This is a genomic window from Calyptranema fuscum S582, from assembly GCF_055793305.1.
Map to the genome: position 1 here is coordinate 47486 of NZ_JBSLYH010000024.1, position 21327 is coordinate 68812.

Annotated in this window: 12 protein-coding genes and 1 riboswitch; of the genes, 5 read left to right on the forward strand and 7 right to left on the reverse strand. The window is 49.5% G+C overall.

The annotated features are described in order from the left end of the window. Window positions 1-335: 335 nt before the first annotated feature. Together ACR6Z4_RS17020 and ACR6Z4_RS17025 are read right to left on the reverse strand one after the other, a co-directional pair. Window positions 336-1877, reverse strand: a complete 1542-nt coding sequence (locus tag ACR6Z4_RS17020; protein WP_479718495.1) for a mercuric reductase — start codon at window positions 1875-1877, stop codon at window positions 336-338. After that, window positions 1855-2604: a TVP38/TMEM64 family protein gene (locus ACR6Z4_RS17025; RefSeq protein WP_479718496.1), complete on the reverse strand. Its 750-nt coding sequence runs from the start codon at window positions 2602-2604 to the stop codon at window positions 1855-1857. The genes ACR6Z4_RS17020 and ACR6Z4_RS17025 overlap by 23 nt, the downstream gene beginning before the upstream one ends. A gap of 605 nt (window positions 2605-3209) precedes the next feature. Here ACR6Z4_RS17025 and gloA2 point away from each other — a divergent pair. Beyond that, complete coding sequence (gene gloA2, locus ACR6Z4_RS17030) at window positions 3210-3590, forward strand: SMU1112c/YaeR family gloxylase I-like metalloprotein (protein WP_479718497.1); 381 nt, start codon at window positions 3210-3212, stop codon at window positions 3588-3590. Window positions 3591-3648: 58 nt separating this feature from the next. Here gloA2 and tpiA read toward each other — a convergent pair whose 3' ends face one another. The 4 genes from tpiA to gifA all read right to left on the reverse strand — a co-directional run bounded on the left by tpiA (window position 3649) and on the right by gifA (window position 13802). Then, on the reverse strand, window positions 3649-4377 hold the full coding sequence (gene tpiA, locus ACR6Z4_RS17035) for a triose-phosphate isomerase (protein WP_479718498.1): 729 nt from the start codon (window positions 4375-4377) through the stop codon (window positions 3649-3651). Window positions 4378-4683: 306 nt separating this feature from the next. Then, window positions 4684-11514 carry a PAS domain S-box protein gene (locus ACR6Z4_RS17040; protein ID WP_479718499.1) on the reverse strand — a complete coding sequence of 2277 codons (6831 nt, stop codon included), beginning with the start codon at window positions 11512-11514 and terminating at the stop codon, window positions 4684-4686. A gap of 304 nt (window positions 11515-11818) precedes the next feature. Further along, on the reverse strand, window positions 11819-12766 hold the full coding sequence (locus ACR6Z4_RS17045; protein WP_479718500.1) for a glycosyltransferase family 2 protein: 948 nt from the start codon (window positions 12764-12766) through the stop codon (window positions 11819-11821). 565 nt (window positions 12767-13331) lie between these two features. Continuing rightward, complete coding sequence (gifA, locus tag ACR6Z4_RS17050; RefSeq protein WP_479718501.1) at window positions 13332-13802, reverse strand: glutamine synthetase inactivation factor IF7A; 471 nt, start codon at window positions 13800-13802, stop codon at window positions 13332-13334. A 35-nt stretch (window positions 13803-13837) separates the two neighbouring features. Continuing rightward, a riboswitch (Glutamine riboswitch) is annotated at window positions 13838-13913 on the reverse strand. On the opposite strand from gifA, the gene ACR6Z4_RS17055 reads away from it, so the two are divergent. Further along, the gene (locus ACR6Z4_RS17055) at window positions 13905-14084 is read left to right on the forward strand and encodes a hypothetical protein (protein ID WP_479718502.1); all 180 of its coding nucleotides are present in this window, start codon (window positions 13905-13907) and stop codon (window positions 14082-14084) included. It overlaps the preceding riboswitch by 9 nt. A 178-nt stretch (window positions 14085-14262) precedes the next feature. Next, entirely contained in the window at window positions 14263-17169 is a 2907-nt protein-coding gene (locus ACR6Z4_RS17060; protein WP_479718503.1) for a GAF domain-containing protein, read from the forward strand. A gap of 101 nt (window positions 17170-17270) precedes the next feature. Here ACR6Z4_RS17060 and ACR6Z4_RS17065 read toward each other — a convergent pair whose 3' ends face one another. Then, on the reverse strand, window positions 17271-19307 hold the full coding sequence (locus ACR6Z4_RS17065) for an FAD-dependent oxidoreductase (protein ID WP_479718504.1): 2037 nt from the start codon (window positions 19305-19307) through the stop codon (window positions 17271-17273). Window positions 19308-19615: 308 nt separating this feature from the next. Here ACR6Z4_RS17065 and ACR6Z4_RS17070 point away from each other — a divergent pair, with 308 nt between their 5' ends. Together ACR6Z4_RS17070 and ACR6Z4_RS17075 are read left to right on the forward strand one after the other, a co-directional pair. Then, window positions 19616-19756 (forward strand): hypothetical protein, encoded by a 141-nt coding sequence (locus ACR6Z4_RS17070; protein ID WP_479718505.1) that lies wholly within the window; start codon window positions 19616-19618, stop codon window positions 19754-19756. A 263-nt stretch (window positions 19757-20019) separates the two neighbouring features. Continuing rightward, window positions 20020-20697 (forward strand): sugar transferase, encoded by a 678-nt coding sequence (locus ACR6Z4_RS17075; protein ID WP_479718506.1) that lies wholly within the window; start codon window positions 20020-20022, stop codon window positions 20695-20697. Window positions 20698-21327 lie beyond the last annotated feature (630 nt).

The window sequence follows — 21327 nt, forward strand, 5'->3', positions numbered from 1 at the left end:
AGAATTGACTTAGAATCTTAGGAGTTTAGCCTTAAATATAGAAAAAGGAGTCTTAAATTTTGCGTCAGCGATCGCATTCTCTTGACTCACCCATTCCTGGCTAACAGCAACCCATGTATAGCGCTCCTATTTGATCTGTGAAAATGATCGGTTGTGAGAGGCTCACCCCGTCGGGGTGAGCCTCTCACAATCCATTCGAGATTGCTATATTCCGACAATTTCTGTCAGAATCCGATTCACCGCGTTGACCCATCCGTTAGGCAAACGGTTTTGTGAAGTGAAAACACAGTTTTCACTTCACAAAATATACCCAAATTGAGCCATGTTCTAGGTGTCTAAGATAACTTCATTAAGAATTTGAGCAAGTTGGCAGTGCGCGGCGTCAGTAAGGTGCGGCGATAGGCATCGGCAGCTTTTTTAATCGCATCTGCCTGGGTGGGGTAGGGGTGGATGACGCTAGAAATTTTACCCAGCCCGATTTTATTCACCATTGCCAGGGTAATTTCGCTGATCAGATCGCCAGCGTGGGCAGCTACGATTGTGGCTCCGATAATCTGGTCGGTGCCGCGCTTGACGTGAATTTTGACAAACCCTTCGGTTTCACTATCGGCGATCGCCCGATCGACATCACTCAGGTGAATCGTAAACGTATTGAGCTCGATCCCCTTTGCCTGGGCTTCACGTTCGTATAACCCCACATGGGCGATTTCTGGATCGGTATAGGTTGCCCAGGGCATCGTTAATCCACTGAGTTTAGAACGCCCCAACCCAAACGGTGAAAATAACGTATTTTTCAGGACAATCCGCGCTGCGGCATCGGCAGCATGGGTAAATTTCCAATCCATACAAATATCCCCGGCAGCATAGATCCGGGGATTGCTTGTTTGTAAGTAATCATCGACCTGCACTCCCTTATGCTTGTCGTATTGCACGGCGATCGCATCTAAATTCATGCCATCGACATTGGGCACCCGTCCTGCACCAATTAAAATCGCATCGACCGTTACCGAACTGGATTGCCCTGCTGAGGTGTAGTGGATGACTTTACCCTGCGGCTGCACCTCAACCCGGTCTAAGGTGGCATTGAGCAGCAGTTGGATGCCTTCCTTTAAAAACCGTTGCTGCACAATTTCTGCGGCATCAGCATCTTCTTTGTCCAGAATATGGGCGTTTTTATGAAACAGCACAACCTCCGACCCTAACCGGCGAAATGCCTGGGAAAGTTCGCAACCAATCGGACCGCCGCCAATCACTGCCAACCGTTGCGGTCGTTCAGTCAAGGTAAATACCGTTTCATTGGTCAAACATCCTGCTTCTGCCAAACCCGGTACCGCAGGTATGGCGGCTCTGGCTCCCGTAGCAATCACAGCTTTTTTGAACGGAAGCCGTTGTCCATCCACGTCAACGCATTCCGAATTAAGAAACTGTCCCTTGCCCAAAAATACATCGACGCCCAATTTCGTAAACCGCTGAGCAGAGTCAACCGGACTAATCCCCGATCGCAATCGCCGCATCCGTTCCATGACCGCAGCAAAGTCAACCTCTACATCCCCCGACACCCGCACGCCGTAAGACCCGGCAGCGCGGATCGTTGCCGCAACTCGCGACGAGCGAATCATGCATTTTGAAGGGACACAGCCGACATGCAAACAGTCGCCCCCCATCAAGTGCTTTTCGACCAGGGCAACTCTGGCACCCAATCCCGCTGCTCCGGCTGCTGTAACCAATCCGGCAGTTCCGGCACCAATCACGACCAGATCGTAGAGAGACGCGGGGGTAGGATTCGTCCAGTCTGTCGGATGAGCGTTGTTGACCAACGCCTGGTTATACTCATCCATCGGCAAAACGGAGACATTAGGGATCGCTGAGGGGGACATGGCTCATTTCTCCTGGGGAAACGCTTTGGTCGAGTGCTTTTTTAGCCACCCGCGTAACGTAGACGGTGACACCAACGGTGGCGATAAAACCGACGATGCGAACGATCCATTGAATTTTCTGGGTTTCTGGGCTGACGGCTGTTTCGGTGCCAATCCGGGCAAGGCTTCCGGCGAGAGAGCCAATATAAACATACATCGCCGTTCCCGGAATCATGCCAATGAAACCCAAGATATAGTCTTTCAGCGAAACCCGAGTCACACCTAAGCCATAATTCAACAGGTTGAAAGGAAAAATGGGTGAGAGGCGAGTGAGAATGACGATTTTTAAGCCTTCTCTGGCGATCGCATCATCAATAGCTTTAAACTTGGCATACCCTTCAATCTGCTGGGATACCCAACGGCGGGTGAGATAGCGCCCAATCAAAAATGCCAGCGTTGCCCCCAGCGACGCCCCAATAAACACATACACCGACCCCATTGCCACGCCAAATAGCACGCCTGCCCCCAGGGTCAAGACTGAACCCGGTACAAACAATACGGTCGCTACCATATAGATCAGGATGAAGGCGATCGCCCCCCAAGCCCCCAAACTTTGTACCCAATCCAAGGCAAGTTGTAGCACTCCTTGAATATCAAACTGCTGGGTCAAAACAATTAGCACAGCAACCCCCAACGCAATGAATCCGAGTTTGAGCCAGGGACTCAAACGTAGATTTGATCTAGCCATAAATTCCTTACCTCAATTTCCAGGGCGACCGTTAGGATCATGGGTTTAATAAAACCGAAGATTTAATTTTTGGAAGCGCGGCGGAGCGGCGCTTCCAAAAGTGAACGTCAGGGTTTTAATTAATTTGTGATCCTTAGCATGTGTCACATTCCCTGAGAAAAAGTCAGATGCCAAACAGACGACGGCTTGATGATGAAATGGCTCACTCAAAGCCTATCTGAACCATTGATTTTGCGCGCACAGAGTATGCCCAATCAACTTTTCAGATTCAAACGTCAGACCGAAAACACCACCACCTCTGTGATCTTGATTGAATCTGGATAAGCTGAGGATTGGCTGAGAAGATCATAAAAGTTTTGAGTTAGAGGTTACTCGTAAGTTCACTGGCAATTTGGGTTGAGAGGGTGACGACTGCGCCGTTGCCTCTCAACCCAAATTGGGTTTGATGAAATCCATGATCCTCAGTCAGTAGAAAAGGAGTTCTACCCCTGCACAGCGCGATATAACCAATAGCCAAGGTTAAATAACCATACTGGATTCATCTGGAGGACTGAAGTTCTCCCTGCACCTATCAATTGGGTTTACCTGCTACTCGCTAAGAAACTATGAAAAACATTCACCATATTGCGATCATTTGCTCTGACTATGAGCGCTCAAAGCATTTTTACACGGAAATTTTAGGATTTTCGGTGATTCAAGAAACGTTTAGAGCAGAACGAAACTCGTATAAGCTCGATCTGAGAGTGGGCGATCGCGATCAAATTGAGTTATTTTCGTTTCCCAATCCGGCTGAACGACCCAGCCGACCAGAAGCCTGTGGGTTGCGGCATCTTGCCTTTGCCGTCGCCGATCTCGATGAAACGGTGGCGCAGTTGCAATCTTGTGGAGTGGCGATCGAACCGATTCGGCTTGATGAATTAACGGGCAAGCGGTTTACCTTCTTTCAAGATCCTGACAAACTGCCCCTGGAAATCTATGAAATTTAAGCAGCAAAAAGGGGCTGGAGTCGTGACGTTGCCACGACTCCAGCCCCTCTGCTGATTTCTACGGATGATAATTGACGATGCGGGCGAAATCTTTGGGATCTAGACTCGCACCCCCGACGAGGGCACCATCAATTTCAGGTTGTGCCATAATTTCGTCGATATTTCCGGGTTTAACAGACCCCCCATAAAGAATAGGAGTCTCTGAATTCTTCAGTTGACTGCGAATCAGACCACAGACGCGATTGGCTTCCAGACTTTCGCAGGTGTCACCCGTTCCGATCGCCCAAATGGGTTCGTAGGCAATCACCAACTTAGATTGGTCTACATCCACCAATCCTTTTTCGAGTTGGCTGATGATCAGAGCTTCTGTTTCTCCAGCTTGCCGCTGTTCCTTCGATTCACCCACACAAAGAATGGGCAACAACCCTGCTTTCTGTGCTGCTTTCAGTCGGAGATTGACCGTTTCATCGGTTTCACCAAAATATTGGCGGCGTTCGCTGTGCCCGATGACGACATACCGCACACCCATTTCCAATAGCATTGAGCTAGAAATTTCGCCTGTATACGCGCCTTCGTCTGCCCAATGGACATTTTGGGCACCCAGGCGAATGCGGCTACCATGCAAATCCTTAGACAACTTACCCAATGCAGTAAACGGGACACAGAGCACAACTTCCCGTTCGTCTGGGGTTTCTGTCAGATGCTCGATGAACCCGCGCAGAAACTCCGACGCTTCTGCCTGGGTTTTGTACATTTTCCAGTTACCGGCAATAACAATCTTTCGCACAGCTATATCTAGATTTAGTTTCTAAGGTGAACGGTGTTAACTGAAATACATCGCACGATGCATCCTATAGTTTACCCTTTAGCCCTCCCCCTTTTTGAGAGGACGAGCTACTCAATTTATCTTTAATACCGTTTTAATTGTGAAGCTGCGCCAAATTAGGGCTTTCAGCATGAAACTGTAGGACGTCAATGACGCAATTGTCTCTGGGGAAATCTGATCGAGTTTCGCGGCAATGAGTTGACGCAGCTGCGCCAACTCCCGACAGTTGATCTAGCAAGTTGTGTTTTCCGAAATAACCCCGCTATGTTAGTCGGCGCAGGGATCTAAAAGTGTCTGAATGACCAGGGTGAGTTCTTTTAATTTGATGGGTTTGGCAATGTAGCTGTTGGCTCCGGCTTGCAGGCATTTCTCGCGATCGCCTGTCATGGCAAGTGCCGTCAGGGCAATGATTGGAATCTGAAAGGAGTGTGGATCTTGGCGAATTTGCCGAATTGCTTCTAAACCATCTACTCCCGGCATTTGGATATCCATCAAAATCAAGTCAGGATGATGGTTTTGAGTTAGCTCGATCGCTTCTTGACCATCGTTGGCAAGTATGATGCGATAGCCTTTGGCGGTGAGATAACTGGAGATCGTCAGGATATTGGCAGGATTATCTTCTGCCAAGAGGATCAGAGGTTGCTGCTCGGTCGTCTCGGAGGGAATGCTGACTTCTCCATGAGCTGACGGGGGTGATGCAGGGCGATCGCGCTCTGCCGAGGAGGAGGCTCTAGACGGTTGGGCTACAGACGGGGGGGAATCGATCTCTGCCAGATGCTGAATATGGGGCAAACGCACAGTAAAACAACTCCCCTTGCCCAACTCACTGCTAACGCTGACAAACCCACCGTGCAGCTCAACAATTTGCTTCACCAACGCTAACCCCAACCCCGTGCCTTCGTACTTACGATTGAGGCTGCTATCAATTTGCATAAACGGTTGAAACAGTCTGGCTTGATCTGCCGCACTAATGCCAATTCCTGTGTCGATCACGGACAAAACAATCCAGGTGTTTGCATCCCCTGGCTCTGGCGGTGGCTCGGCGATCGCAGCTCCTGGTTCGTGCAAGATTTTCACCGCCGCATTCCCCGGTTCGCCCTCTTGACAGCAAACGTCTAGAGTTACCTGCCCCCCAACCGGCGTAAATTTAACCGCATTACTCAGCAAATTAATCAATACTTGCCGCATCCGGCGTTCATCGGCAGCAATTTCTCCGAGAGTGCTGGGCAAAAAGGTGCGCAGTTGAATTTGTTTTTGTAGGGCCTGTTGCCGCACAAAGGTAAGGCTGGAATTGCACAGATGGGTCACTGAAACGGCTGTAATGTCGAGTTTTAGCTTGCCCGCCGAGATTTTTGAGACTTCTAAAATGTCGTTGATCAATTCCAATAGATGCCGACCACTGCGATCGACCATAGCGATCGCATTTTGTTGACGTTCGTTGAGGGTGCCAAATATGTCTTCCTGTAAGGCTTCTGACATCCCCAAAATGGCATTGAGGGGGGTACGCAGTTCGTGGCTCATATTCGCCAGAAACTCATCTTTAAGCCGTGTGGCACGCAGGAGTTCGGCATTCGAACGCTCTAGCCGTTTTTCATATTCCTTGCGCACGCGCATATCACGGGCAATGGTTGATAAAAATTCCACCGATCCCTGGGGTGATTTGTGCGACAGAATCAGTTGGGATACAGGAATTTCTTGTCCGGTGGCATCGAGCAACGCGGTTTCACCCACCCAGCTACCCTGGGCGATCGCCGTTGGTACTCCTTGCTGCGTAATCAGGTCGATTGCCCACTGGGGATGGTAATCCTTAATTTGGCGTTGTTGGACAGCAGCATCCTGCTCTAACCCACAAATCTGCTTGAGCGCAGTATTGTTCCAAATAATATTGCCCGATATATCTGCCATGCCAATGTAGTCGGTCGAGGCTTCTAGAACTGCAATTAATCGGCGTTGCTCTTGTTGCAAGCGTTTGCGATCGCTGATATCTTGAGCCGTGCCAATCATTTGCTTGACCTGACCGTTGGCATCGCGTTTGAATACGACATCGCGACTGTAAAGCCAACGCCATTCCCCATTGGCATGTCTCATGCGATATTCGGTTTCAATAATTTCGCCATCCTGAGCGCTTCTAGCACGGTCATGATAGGTTGGCAAAACATGTTGCATATCGTCAGGATGCATCAGATTTTGCATGAAACTATCTCCCATTGCCTGAATGGCTTCCGGCGAATACCCCAAAATCACAGAAATCTCACGATTGACGTAGATATTCCGCTGGTCTTGCACGTCGTAGACATAGAGAAGGTTGGGCGAGGCGTCGGCAATTTGTTGAATAAATCGTTGACTTTCTTGCAGATCTAGCTCGGCTTGTTTGCGATCGGTAATATCATAGTTAATTCCCGTCATCCGCAGGGCGTTACCCTGGCGATCGCGTTGCACTAACGCCGTTGCTCTGATCCAACGCAATTCTCCATCAAATCGCCAGATACGAAACTCAACGTCAAACTCTTGTTCGCCTCGAAGCGCTGCTTGCAGTAACGCTTCTGTCGGAGCAAGATCATCGGCATGAACGCGATCTATCCAGTCGTGGTACGTAATAGGACGATCTAGATTTTCTAATCCATAGATCTCATACATCCGCTCATCCCAAGTAGCTTCATGGATCAAATCCCAGTCCCATGTGCCGATGGTACCCGATTGCAAGGCAAGATTGAGCCGATCGGATAAGTGGCGCAGTTGGGCTTCAGCCTGTTTGCGATCGCGAATATCGATTAAGACACCGCTGTAGGTGATGGAATCGCCATTTTCATCCACATTTAGGGTGGATATATCGTACACCCAGACGAGACTGCCATCGGCAGCGACCATGCGATATTCCAGCTCCCAGTTTCTGCGATTGTCGATCGCTTCATCAAAGAGTCTTTCAGCCTCGCTCAGATCTTCGATGTAGACATGGTTTCTCCAAAAATGGGGTTCTGCCAGCCACGCTTCTAGAGGATAGCCCAAGAGATCCTCTGCTTTATTGCTGACAAAGATAAACTGATCCGTGCGGAAATCATATTCCCACACCACACCATTCACCGATTGAATCAGTGCGTAGTATTTTTGGTGCGATTTTGCTAGTTCGGCTTCTGCCCGTTTGCGATCGCTGATATCTCGGACTCTGATAAATTCGAACACTTGCCCATCAAATGAGTGGAAATTACCCACAATTTCCACTGGATAGAGTCGCCCATCCTTCGCTTGATGACGAGCCTCAAACACAAAGCCTGATGAACCTTGATCGTGTTGGTAGTCATTCCAGAACCTTTGACAACGTTCAGGTTGCCAGTCTGGATCAATATCGGCAATATTCAACTGCAAGAGTTCATCCAGCGAGTAGCCCAACATCTGGCAAGCAGCATGGTTCGCATAAAAGAACCCATGATCCAGGTTCATCCAGAGAATTCCTTCGGCTGCATTGTCAACAGAATATTGAGTCAGTTGAAGTTGTTTCTCAATGGCTTTACGCGCCGTAATGTCTTGAACTTGCGACACAAAATAAAGGGGCTGATGATGGATATCCCACACCAAGGAAACACTCAACAATCCCCAAACGACCTGGTTTTGCTTCGTCACATAGCGCTTCTCAGCCGTGTGATGGTTAATCTCTCCTGATAAAATTCGATTGACGAATTCTAGACTGCTTGCCAGATCATCGGGGTAGGTCAATTCTTGAAACGTGAGTTCCAGCAGTTCTGCTTCGCTGTAGCCCAAAAACTTACAGATGGAAGGATTAACCTTTAAAAATCGCCCGTTCAGCGCGACCAAACACATCCCCACCGCTGTCGTATCAAAGGCATTACGAAAGCGAGATTCGCTTTCTCGCAGGGCTGCTTCGGTCAGCTTGCGTTCGGTAATGTCGGTTAAGGTGCCAATATAGCCAATGACAGCACCCGTGGCATCCGTTTCCTGAGCAACTTGGACATAGTACCAATTGATGCTGCCATCTGGGCGCAGGTGTCTGCCTTCCTTATTACTCAGAATCAGATGACCTGGAGTTGAGTGAGCAAATCCTTCAACCCATTCCCGCAAAAAAGCCTCGCGATCGTCTGGATGCAACGCCTCCATCCATCCCTGACCGAGAGCCGATGATCGGGGTCTCCCTGTCATTTCGCTCCAGCGATTGTTGACATAGACACAGTTCAAGGGCGTATCAAACCGGAAAATCGCAACGGGAGCCGCTGCTGCCAGGGTTGCCATGCGACGTTCGCTGTCGTGCAATTCTGCTTCGATGCGCTTGAGATCGGTTACATTTCGGGCAGTGACTACGGCACCCGAAATTGTTTGGTCGGCTTCCAGGTAAGGCGACCAACTCACACTCATGTATTGCGGGGCTTTATCGGCCAGTGTCACCCACAGTTCCTGACGGATTGTGTGTCCCGCAAAGGCTTGATCGAGGTTAGCCTTCAGCACCTGTTCAAACAGGTCTTGCCCCATAATTTCGGCAACCGTATGCCCCAAGATTTGCTCACGAGACTTCTGGTGATCGGTCTGATAGGCCTGGTTGATGACTTGATATCGATAGGATCGATCGATGAGCACCATACTGTCATGGGTGGCATTAACCATGCGCTCATAGCGTCGCAGGACTTGTTCTGCCTGGTGTCGTTCCTCTTCGATACGTTTGCGATCGCTAATATCGGTTTCAGAACCGCTCATGCGAATTGCCCGACCCGATTCATCCCATAATGCCTGCCCCCGATCGAGAATCCATAGGTAAGAGCCGTCTTTGCGGCGCACTCGATACTCTTCCTGAAAAAATTCTGTGCGCTTGGCAAAGTGGTCTTCGACAGCAGCCATGATGCGATCGTAATCGTCTGGGTGAATGGACTGTGCCCATTCCTCACGACGATTGCCAATCTCATCTTCCGTAAAGCCGCGCATTGCTCTCCATCGACTTGAGAAAAATACCTGATCTGTCCTGAGATCCCAATCCCAGATGGCATCGTTTGTGCCTCTCAAAGCCAACTGCCAGCGCTCTTCACTAACCCGTAGGGCAGCCGTGCGTTCTTCTACCCGACATTCGAGTTCCTGGTTTAACTGTCTCAGAGCTTGTATGGTCTGTTCTCGTTCAATGGCAATGCCTGCAATGTTAGCGGCTAGGGTAACGATAGATAGATCCTGTTCGGTGGGCGTATAGCTTTCGTAGTGATAAACCGCAAAGGTTCCCAATACACGGCGATCGCTTGCCAAAACGGGTATCGACCAACAGGCGTTCAACTCATGTGCGAGTGCCAATTCTTTGAAGTTTTGCCAGAGTGGGTCAGTTGCGATATCACTGACGATGATGGGTTCACCGCGAAAAGCCGCCGTACCGCAAGATCCAACCCCTTCTCCGATCTCAATCCCATCGATCGCCTGGACATATGCCAGTGGCAGATGGAGAGCTGCACCGTAGCGTAATCTGCCGTTCCCATCACATAGCAAGATGGAACAGGGTGTCTGGTTGAGTTGCCCTTCAATGGACTGAAGTAGCGATTCTAGAATATCTGGGAGCGGCTCTCCCTTAGCAATCTGTTCTAAAATTGCTTTCTGAAGTTCCAGTAACAATTCAGATTGCCGTCGTTCTGCCTGGTTGCGTTTTTGTTCGCTAATATCGGTCAAGGTGCCGATGTAGCCAATGATGGTGCCGCTGGCATCTCGTTCTGCCGCTGTCTGCCCAAACACCCAGGTAACTTTGCCGTCAGGACGTTGAAACCGATATTCTAACTGGAATGGGCGATTGGCTTGAGTAGATGCGTACCACTCAGTAGCAACCCGATCGCGATCGTCGGGATGTAACCCAGCTGCCCAACCTGTGCCCATTGCCAGCTCTAAACTCAGCCCCGCAATTTCACACCAGCGGGTATTGGTATACACGCAATTGCCTGCGGTATCGGTGCGAAAAATGCCAACCGGAGCGGCGATCGCCAAGGATTCAAACCGTCGCTCGCTTTGCTGCAAGCTGGCTTCGGCACGTTTTCTTTCTGCCAGTTCGGCGTGTGCCAGGTCTGCCTGGGTTTGCAGCGCGATCGTGCGCTCTTGTACTTGATGTTCTAGTTCGGCATTGCGGGTTTGCAGGAGGGTTAACTTTTCGGCTTCCAACTGCGATACTTTTTGCTCCAGGGTTTCCACCATGCGGTAAATTTCTCTGGAATTGAGCGCATTCAATAAACTGGTTTGGGTCACAATGCCCTGCAAGCAACCCTGATGATCGGTGACGACAACACGATTGATTTGTCGCTCTTGCATCAACGTCCGCACCGACCACAAGGAAGTGCTGGCACATACCGAGAACACGGGCGTACTCATCACGGTTTGAGCTTGAATTGCCGCAAAGTTTAGCTCCAGGGCTAAAAACTGGATAATATCTCGCTCAGTGACAATGCCCACCGGGATCAACGCTTCGGCAGCAGGTTGCAACGATGGTGGCACAGGGCGATCGGTGACAGTTGTGTCCGGTTTCTCAACAATGACAACGGAACTAACTCGATGATCAGTCATTAGTTGGGTCAGCTGTGCCACAGATAGAGTCGGGGCAGCATGAACCACCTGGGTATTCATCACCTCTGAGGCGACCCGCAAATGCAACAAATCGATCGGGCGCAACAGTTGCCGCAGCGTGTTGTGGGTTAGCAACCCAACCACCTGCCCAGCGTCATCGACTAACGGCAAATGACGAATACGATGATGTTGGAACAGAAAAAGGGGGGCAAATAGATCGGTGAATTCAGATTCTTTGAGCGTTAACACAGGCGATGCCATGATGTCGGCGATCGCCACGTCTGCCAACCTACAGCCGCTGGCACTCAAGCGCACCAGATCGCGCTCGGTGACAATGCCGATCAAGCGGTTGTCATCGTTGGCATCTAATATCAGCACACAACTGGTTTGAGCCTGAGCCAACATTAACTGGAGTTCGTCGTCTATCTCACAGGTGAAGGAGCAGGTGTTCTGTCCCTGGTTCATCACGGCGATCGCGTCTAGAACACTCGCCGTAGGTGCAAGGGTTAAGGGATGACGGGCGATCGCAGCGGTGAGATCGACTTGGGTCAGGGTAGTGGCAGGTGTCAACATTGATCCACTTTGAACCTAGGGACGTGGTTGAGAAGCCGTTGTGGTAAAGCACATCCCTGGGGCAGGGCTACGCAACCGTAAACGCTTCTCTGTAGGATCACAGATCAGTGAACTGCCGGTCATTCTTTTTTGAGAAAACAACGGTTCTGCCATCGTTCTTTTAAAAAAGAATTGCGTTAGATTTCATCTCCGATCCCCAGGATCGGAGATGAAATAAACCCGAAGATTTATTTTTGGCAGAGCAGCGTCGCTGCTCTGCCAAAAATAAACGGTCGAGGTTTATTTAATTTGTGATCCTTAGCTTTCACCCCTGCTGTTCTCCAAATCCCATGGCTTCTGCCAGTGTATACAAAGGGCGTCCTTTGACTTCTTCATAAATTCGCCCAATGTATTCTCCTAAGATCCCAATGCTGATCAGTTGAACGGCACCGAGGAAAAATATCGCTACTGCAATCGTAGCGAATCCTGTGACGGGAGAGTTAGGCTCAAACAAGCGCCAGTATAGGACTAAGCCTGCCATAAGTAGGGCGATCGCGGCTGCCAATAAGCCAACATACGTTGACATGCGCAGAGGTGCTTTAGAAAACGAAACCAATCCATTAATAGCGAGGGTGAACGACTTTCTGAAGGTATATTTCACATCCCCCGCAAATCGAGGATCTCGTTCAAAGGCGATCGCCGTTTGCCGAAACCCAACCCAGGCTCGTAGACCCCGAATATAGCGATTTCGTTCGGGCATCGTATTCAGCAAATTCACCACTTTCCGATCCATCAAACAAAAATCGCCCGTATCCGTGGGAATTTCTACATCAGCCAGGGTGCGTAAAACTCGATAAAAGCCATAGGCAAGCAGCCGTTTTGTCCATGATTCTTGACGACGTTGGGTGCGTTTGGCATAGACGACCTGATACCCTTGCTGCCATTGTTGGATCATGTCTGGAATCAACTCAGGCGGGTCTTGTAAGTCGGCATCCATGACGATTACAATCGCGCCTCTAGAGAAGTTCATTCCCGCTGTTACCGCAATTTGATGCCCAAAGTTACGCGCAAAGCTGAGGTAACAGACGCGTGGATCGTGTTGATGCAACTCTCGCAACATCTCCAAAGAGCGATCGCGGCTACCATCATCGATGCAAATAAGTTCAGCTGACCCATCTAACAGATCCATCACCCCTTTGACCCGGCGATATAGTTCGGGAATATTAGCTTCTTCGTTATAAATCGGCACAATGAGCGAATATTTCGGGTGCATAGATCATCTAGCTCCAACACTGAACCATCGTCATGACTGAAGTGACCTCAACGCTGATTAGCTTATCAGGCATTCTCCAAATGCAACAGGAATTTCCTAAGGATCACAAATTAAATAAAATCTAGACGTTTATGTTTGGAAGCGCGACTCCGCCGCGCTTCCAAACATAAATCTTCGGTTTTATGGTTACCAGCAATTTTCAATTCCATGAAATATAGCGGTATGCATTAGGGTTAGGGCGGGGTGCAGGGGTGAAACCCCTGCGTGAGGGCACCACCCTCACCCCCCTGATGTCCTAATACCGTTTTTATATGAGGCTGCGCTTGATTTACCCCCGGCTGTCGCCGTCCCCCTTGCCAAGGGGGTTCTAGTTTGGCGCAACTTCATAAAAGATTGGTCTAACTAGATTGCGTAGAGCCATACCCATTGTTGTGAGAGAGTGACGGTTCTGCGGTCACCTTTCGAGCAAAATGGTAGGTTGATGAATCTGTGATCGTAGCCATAAAAAATGCACCCCCGAAGGGGTGCGTTCAAACCAACTCAAACAAGAGTCTTGAGAGGAAATTTAGCTGAGTGCAGCATGACTACGGTCATAGGTTGCACGAAAGCTAGGATGTACTTTTCCTTGGATATGATTCCAGTAGCCCGATGCATCTTTTGCTGTTAAACCAACTTCTGCATCCAGACGGCTTAACATGACTTGTTGGCGATGCTTGATGCCGCGATGATGATTCATCATCAAAGACCGTGCTTTTTCTTCAAGCGAAAGAACCACTGCCTTGACAGGATTCACTTCTGCTTTCACGGCAGCCGGTACTGAAACAGGGACGGTTACGACTGGAGCAGCTTCAACAGGAGTGTTGGTGTAAGCCACGCCACGGTAGAGCAAATCTAAAGTTGTTTGTAGAGTAGGAAGTTTAACTGGATTGCGGAACCGCACATCCAGACCACGATATTTTCCAACGGTATTGCTATTGCTGGTTTCGACTTGAGGGGGGGTATAGTCGTAGCTAACGCCGCGATAACTGAGTTTCATATGATTCGCCTCTTTTTGTAACGAGATTAGGTTGAGGCGCGTTCCTTCGGGACTTTCCCTACTTCCGTCCTTCACAAAAGAGGTTTACTTCTCTTTTTTAGGATGAACGATTTTTATTTCTGTATTCATTGTTACCGTTTTGCCGAAAATTGTCAACACTTTTCTGACTTGTTTTTATTTTTTAAGGTCAGTTCGCGATCGCCGGTTGATCTCACCGAAGTGATGGGTAATGGTCTAGATGCAGACGAGATGCTGAGAGGGTTGCGGATGACATCGGCTTAACTGCGCCCAAAATCGGTTGTTCTGAGTCTGTAGCGCCATGGCTCGACGACGGTGACCGTGACAACTGTAAAGTAAAGTCAAGCGGGCGATCGCTGCTTCAGTTTTGCCTCAGGGGTGGGCATTCTTAGGATAAATTTGCATCTCCTATAGGAAGCTACAGGCAAGAAGGTTTTAACTGGTGCCAACCCAAAAGCGTATTGATCGGAATACTCATCCATCTCATACAGTGCCAGCGGGTGAGTCACCCAAACGGCTAAAGCTGCCTTACTATCACCTCATCGACCCTTTGCCAGAACCAGATTTTGATCAGTTGGCACAGTTGGCAGCCCAAATTTGTCAGACTCCGATGGCGATGATCAGCTTTGTCGAACACAACCGCCAGTGGACGAAAGCAGTCGTGGGTTGGCACGTTCCCGACCATTATCAAGATTGTTCGTTTTGCGTCGATACGGTGCAGCAAACAGATCTGTGGATGATTGCCGACCTCTCAGCTGAGCCACGGTTTATCACGCATCCCCTGGTCGCGGGAGAGCCTCATCTGCGATTTTATGCGGGTGCGCCATTGATTAGCCCCAAAGGAGTCATTGTCGGGGTTCTGTGCGTGCTGGATACGGTAGCGCGATCGCTGACCGCAGATCAACAATCGGCACTGCAAATGCTCAGTCAGCAGGTGATCGCGCAATTAGAACTGCGGCGGAAAACGGCAGAGTTGAAGGTCGCTGTTCAAGACCGCAACAAGCTGAAAACCGATCAGGAACTCTTTTTTAACCTCTTTCCAGATTTGCTCTGTCTGATCAAACCCAACGGCTACTTCAAGCGCGTCAGCCCCAGTTGGGAAACTACCTTGGGGTATAGCAAAGCAGAACTGCTGGCACAACCTGTAATTGACTTCATCCATACCAGCGATCGCCCCTTCACCCTGGCTCAATTGCAAACTCTGAAAACCAGCAAACACCACGTTTCATTTGATGCCCGTTGGCGTTGCAAAGATGGCTCTTATCGGTGGCTGAGCTGGCACGCAACGGCATTGCCCAAACGAGATTGGTTGCAGGCAACTGTTCGGGAGGTGACAGGGCAACCGCAGGCGGACGTTCAGCCACAGATTGATACCCAATTTGCAAATCCAGATCTGGCTCAACTGAACGTAGCAATGGGTGAAATTTTGGCAGCGAGTAGCGACCTCAGCCAGATGTTAGAGGCGGGTGCGTCAGTCATCGCGCGATCGCTTAACCTACCCTTTTTGCGAATCTGGACATTGGAACCTCGAACTCACTTATTAGAGCTTCAGGCGATCGCTGGACAACACCGCCATACCGATGCGTTTCATAGCCGGATTCCCGTTGGCATCGGCATCATTGGCATCATTGCCCAAAATTGCCAACCCTATATTACAGATGACGCTGTGAAGGCAGGGTGTGTCGGCGATGCCGGCTGGTTGCAGGACGAAAAATTGGTTGGCTTTGCAGGCTATCCCCTGCTCGTTGAAGACCGACTGGTGGGCGTGATGGCACTGTTTAGCCATCAGTCGTTAAGTGATGACGTCCTGAAAACCCTGAGTTGGCTTACCCCTGGCATGGCAGTTGCCATCGATCGCCTTTGGGCGCGAGCAACCTTACGCAGCCGTCGCGAAGCATTGTTATTTCGACTGGCAAGCCAGATTCGAGATTCACTCAACCTCGATATCATCCTCAATACCACCGTTACTGAGATTCGCACGTTATTAAAAATCGATCGCTGTCATTTTCTCTGGTGCTGGATGAATGGCGATCGCCCTGATTTAGTCATCACCCACGAAGACCGTAACCCTGATCTGCCCTCTTTTTTGGGAGATTGTCCGATCGCACAGGTGGGCGTGTTGTCAGAAAAAATTCTCAGTCAAGCCATGATTCGGGTGAATGATGTCCATCGCCAGACGGATCTAGAACCTGCCATTGAGGCCTTGCTGATTGAATCAGGGATTGTGTCACAGGTAGTAGTGCCTCTGGAAAATCATTCCGGTCAATTGGGTGCGATCGTCTGTAGTCACGGTGCTGCCTACGATTGGAGCGATCGCGAAGTCGAATTACTCAACGCCGTAGCTGATCAGGTGGCGATCGCCATCGACCAGGCAGAACTCTATGCCAAAACTCGGACAGCGGCGATCGCAGCTGAAGCTCAGGCAAAGCAACTAAGCGACGCCCTACACCACTTGCAACAAACGCAAACACAGTTGATTCAAACCGAAAAAATGTCGAGCTTGGGGCAAATGGTGGCAGGCATTGCCCACGAAATTAACAATCCTGTGAATTTTATCAACGGCAACTTAGTCCATGCTCACGCTTATATCAATGACTTGCTGGATTTGATTGCTACCTACCAAACCCATTACCCTGTGCCTGTTGCCGAGGTTCAAGACCGCATTGATGCTGTTGACCTGGAATTTATTGCTGATGATCTGCCCAAATTGCTAGATTCTATGCGCATTGGTGGCGAACGTATCCATCAAATTGTTCTATCTCTACGCAACTTTTCGCGGTTAGATGAAGCCGAAATGAAACCTGTCGATATTCACGAAGGCATCGACAGCACCCTGTTGATTTTGCACAACCGCCTGAAAACCGGCGTGGAATGGAGTGGCATTCAGGTGAACCGTGAGTTCAATACCCTGCCTCTGGTTGAGTGCTATCCTGGGCAACTCAATCAGGTGTTTATGAATATCCTGTCGAATGCGATCGATGCGCTTGAAGATCAGCCAGATCCGCGCACCATTACTATCCAAACTCAGTTCGTTCCCAATCACCTCATCCTGGCAACTGAGTTATTTTCTTCGCCGGCCGACCACCAGACGCCTACCACAGTTCGATCAGGAACGGCTGGAACCATTCTGATTCGCATTCGAGATAACGGCCCCGGAATGCCTGCCGAGGTTTTAGCACGACTCTTTGACCCTTTTTTCACCACCAAACCCGTGGGTAAAGGGACGGGGTTGGGGCTATCAATCTGCTATCAGATTGTGCAAAAACATCGTGGCAATTTGGATTGTATTTCTGCACCGGGCAACGGCACCGAATTTATCATCCGCATTCCTGCCTACCAAAACGAGTGACACCATACCAAGGCACGAGAACTAAAATAAAATTTCAATTTTGTGGTGGCGCGGCAGAGCCGCGCCACCACAAAATTGGGACTTCGTGCGATCGCACATTGCTAACGCCAATCGTCCCAGTTTTCATTAAAGATAGACGTGTCTGGGAATGCGGTTGGGTTCCCTTGCTGTTGCAGGCGTTGTTTGAGTTGCTCCAGTAACGGTTCCCGCCGGGGGATGTCATCGACCAATTGATAGGGCAATACGTTTTGTTCTAGAGCGAACGCGGCGACATTGCCTGCGGCTGCGCCCGATGACCATTCAAAGGAATGAACGCGATAGGCAGCGGCGACGATATGGCTGGTGGCGATGCTTTTTCCGGCAACCAGGAGATTGTCAATTTTTTGGGGAATCATTGCCCTGAGCGGAATTTGGAAAGGATAAGGGTTGCCATCTGCACCACGCCGTTCCCCAGGATACTCGGTGTTTCCGGGTAACTCGGGCGGATGTTGTGCCATGCAGGGGTGAAAGTCGATCGCATAATGTCCAATGCCCACGGCATCCTGGTAAATGGTCGAACGGGTGCGCCGTAAGATGCTGCTGGTGGGTTGACCGTTAGCAATGGAAGAAACCGCTTCTAACCCTGCCAAAGCAATCCGTAAATTGCGATAGGTAGATGGGGTCAGAGTTTCTAAGTAATACGGATCGTCATAGTTGCGCCGAGAAATATCAATTTCGGCGATCGAAAAGCCATTGGGATAGCCCGAAGTCGGACGCCCCAAAATTCTGCGCCCTTCCCGCATGTAGGGATATTTCGACAATCCATGGACGGTGCCCATGGGTGAATCGAGTCCACTGAGATAGCGATTATTGGGATTGGGCTGTTTAGCCCCTGCACCCAGTTGAGAATCTGTTGTGCCTTCCACGAGCCAGTAAAAGAAACCTTGAGAGAGTTCTTCGGCACTTTTGAGGCTGGCAGTCCGCAGGCCGCCCATCCATCCGCCCGGTTCTAACTGCCCGGTCGCTGCCAGTTGGTCGCGGGTGTAAATCAAGTTATCTTGAGCGGTGCCGGGACGATAGTCATTCCCCCAGGTCCAGTTCTGCATGGAAATATCGCCCGGTTTGATCACCGTGACCCCAAAGTTATTTTTGGGAGTGTGTCTATCTATTTCACCACTGAAAATGCGGCGATAGGTGAACAGGGCATCAAACGTAAACCGACTTTGTTCGTAACTATAATAGGGCGCGTATTGAGGATAGAAGGACGGCATGTCGTGGGTTTGGGGATCTGCGGTCGCTTCCATGGCAAAGGTATAGGTAAATCCCTGAGGGCAATAGGGGTTGCCAGTTTCACTAGAAGACGAGGGTTCCAGATATGAGCGGGGGTCGATGCCAAGGCGATAGGGCACATCTGCCAGGGCAATCAGTTCGCCTGTTTCAGACGCATCAACGACATACCAGTTAGCCAGTTTGTCAGTTTCAGAGGTGAGGGGAATAAACCGGATGACGGTTTTGTGTAAGGTATCAGTGTCTTCGTAGCGGTAAGCCTCTTCAATGGTTTGGGAGAGGGGTACGGTATTGAGCGGTGGGGCTTCAGGAGCAGGGCTATGTTGAATTGCGATCGCCCCTTGAATTTGACCGTCTACAATATCCAGTTCTTTGATTACCGTCGAGGGGAACCATTTCAGTTCGCCTCTGCCCTTTTTGGCAGCATCTTCCAGCATTCGGGTTAAAATTTTGTGCCCATCGGCTGGCAGAAAGCAGGCTTCACTGACCCAACAATCGCCCGAATTTAGATTGCCGTCGTGATACTTGCGCAACTGATTGCGTAATTCTAAATACCCTCTGGAATAGAGCATGAGCGATCGCTGCGAATCTCGTTCATCCAGGGCAGAGGTTCCCTGAGCCGAAATTTGTCCGCCGACCCAATCTGTAATTTCCGTCAGGCACACCGTATGACCGGACAGCAAGGCTTCGTAAGCAGTAGCAGACCCTGCTAAGCCACCACCGACGACTAACACTTCACAGGAAACTTCTTGATCGGGAATGCGGTAGGGATTGGCAGCCAATAGCGGCAGTATGGGTTTGAGTACAATGACTCCAGATACCAGGGCAGCCAGGGTAACATGTTTGACTAAGCGTGAGAGCGATCGCTTCATGACAAAAAACTTTAACAGTAGAGAACTCAGTATGGACGTTAGACGTATTCGCCATACCAGATTATCCCTACCTTGCAGATTTAGAGACTTCACCCTACAGCGTCATTTATAGCGCTTTGCATCTGGATGGATTGTGGGTGTTGCGTGAGAGCCTCGCGCAGCGAGGCTCTCACGCAACACCTTATACGTCACGCCATCGAAAATTGCGACACCGCCCCACACTCTCAGAAGCAGATAGGTGAGGGGTGGAACAGCGGCGTGCCGCTGTTCCACCCCTCACCCATACGAACTCGATTGCGTAAACTTTAATGTCATCTTGTATCGGTAGCGATCGCCAGTTTTGGTATCGATCCAGCTCTCGGCTCAACCCCCAAAAATTGCCAGTCAGCTTAATCGGTCAGCCCAATGGGCTGAAATTCGTGACCTTATTTTTTGAGCGAACTAATTAAGCCTGAGTGAAACCATCGATTGCGATCGCCTTTTAATCGTAGCGAAAGTAACATTTCGTCGTGTTTCTACGGAGATTTGAGCAAAACTCCTTCACACTAAATTTACAAAACTTGGGGATCATTCTGTTAATAAAAAGATTTTGCAAAGACCTGAGATTCGCCTGTCGTGGGATCGGGAGCGGGGCTTATGCTTTGTGTAGCAACTATCTAAGTGTTTATACGGGGCTTATCAACACGGGCACTGAACAAGGGAAGGTTAAATCATGACTCACTACACCCTATCGGATCTATCAGTCTCTCCTAGCGGATTATTTGAAGACAGTTGCACAGAGATGCATCCATCCGTTTCTAGTGTATCAAAGCGCATCCTCGATATTGTTGGCAGTGTCGTAGGATTACTGATTCTTGCACTCCTCTATTTACCGATTGCGATCGCCATTAAGTTAGATAGTCCGGGACCTGTGGTCTACCAACAAGAACGTTGTGGTTTATACGGGCGACGCATTACGATTCGTAAGTTTCGCTCAATGGTCGATAACGCAGATGCACTGAAAGCCAAGATTAAGAATGAAGCTCAGGGTCTCATCTTTAAAAACGAAAACGATCCACGGGTAACACGGGTCGGTCAATTTTTACGCAAGACCAGTCTTGATGAAATCCCTCAATTTTGGAATGTATTGATCGGCGAAATGAGCCTGGTCGGTACCCGTCCTCCTACCCTAGATGAAGTAGCGCACTACAACGATCGTCATTGGCAACGGCTGAATGTCAAGCCTGGTTTAACAGGTGAGTGGCAAGTGAGTGGTCGTTCTGCCATCAAAGATTTTGAAAAGATTGTGGACTTAGACTTGCGCTATCAAGATCGCTGGCACCCTTTCTATGACCTGCAAGTCATCTGGAAAACCGTGTCCATTTTGCTCAATCGCAGTGGTGCTTACTAATACCTGCTCAATCTTAAGTTCCCTTAGTGGAACAGGAATTTAATCCGCTGCAATTCTAATGAAATGAAGATCGCAGCGGTCTAGGTGACGGATCAATCACCCCTTCTATGTAATTGCATCCACGAATTATATTCATGAATTGCATCTATAGGTGATTGCATCTGCCGTTTTTGTTGCATCAATCGCGGTTAGGAAGACGGAATGATTCAACGTTCCAGACGGATTGAAGTTCGCTGTCGGCTGTATCGATATTGACTTAATTCTGTAGGATGTCATGACGCAAAGAGGGACTTGGGCTAGGCTCAAGTCCCTCTTTGCGTATTTTTTCGGAGTTACGGGTTTTGGGTCTGGATGGGTTTGTGTCATCTGCAATTTCACAGGCAGGTGTGGCTTAAATTCATTCTGCTATTCAGCCATGGCTTTGGGGGTGACTGATAACACAGGGCGATCGCCTGGATACGGAAAAGCGATCGCACATCTCGTCATGCAAGCCTTGCATTTTAGTCATGCGGGATAGACATAATCGGTAAAGTTTTGTATCTAGATTGACGAAATTTCATTGCTAATCCTTCTAACGTATGTACCAATCGGCTCAAACAGGGCAGTGCAACTCCAATCCGATGAGGATAG

Excerpts from the sequence above, each read along its gene's own strand:
- ACR6Z4_RS17065 (WP_479718504.1), bottom strand. The coding sequence starts at position 19,307 with ATGAAGCGATCGCTCTCACGCTTAGTCAAACATGTTACCCTGGCTGCC.
- gifA (WP_479718501.1), bottom strand. The coding sequence starts at position 13,802 with ATGAAACTCAGTTATCGCGGCGTTAGCTACGACTATACCCCCCCTCAA.
- ACR6Z4_RS17055 (WP_479718502.1), top strand. The coding sequence starts at position 13,905 with ATGAACGATTTTTATTTCTGTATTCATTGTTACCGTTTTGCCGAAAAT.
- ACR6Z4_RS17070 (WP_479718505.1), top strand. The coding sequence starts at position 19,616 with ATGTCATCTTGTATCGGTAGCGATCGCCAGTTTTGGTATCGATCCAGC.
- gloA2 (WP_479718497.1), top strand. The coding sequence starts at position 3,210 with ATGAAAAACATTCACCATATTGCGATCATTTGCTCTGACTATGAGCGC.
- ACR6Z4_RS17025 (WP_479718496.1), bottom strand. The coding sequence starts at position 2,604 with ATGGCTAGATCAAATCTACGTTTGAGTCCCTGGCTCAAACTCGGATTC.
- ACR6Z4_RS17040 (WP_479718499.1), bottom strand. The coding sequence starts at position 11,514 with ATGTTGACACCTGCCACTACCCTGACCCAAGTCGATCTCACCGCTGCG.
- ACR6Z4_RS17020 (WP_479718495.1), bottom strand. The coding sequence starts at position 1,877 with ATGTCCCCCTCAGCGATCCCTAATGTCTCCGTTTTGCCGATGGATGAG.
- ACR6Z4_RS17075 (WP_479718506.1), top strand. The coding sequence starts at position 20,020 with ATGACTCACTACACCCTATCGGATCTATCAGTCTCTCCTAGCGGATTA.
- ACR6Z4_RS17045 (WP_479718500.1), bottom strand. The coding sequence starts at position 12,766 with ATGCACCCGAAATATTCGCTCATTGTGCCGATTTATAACGAAGAAGCT.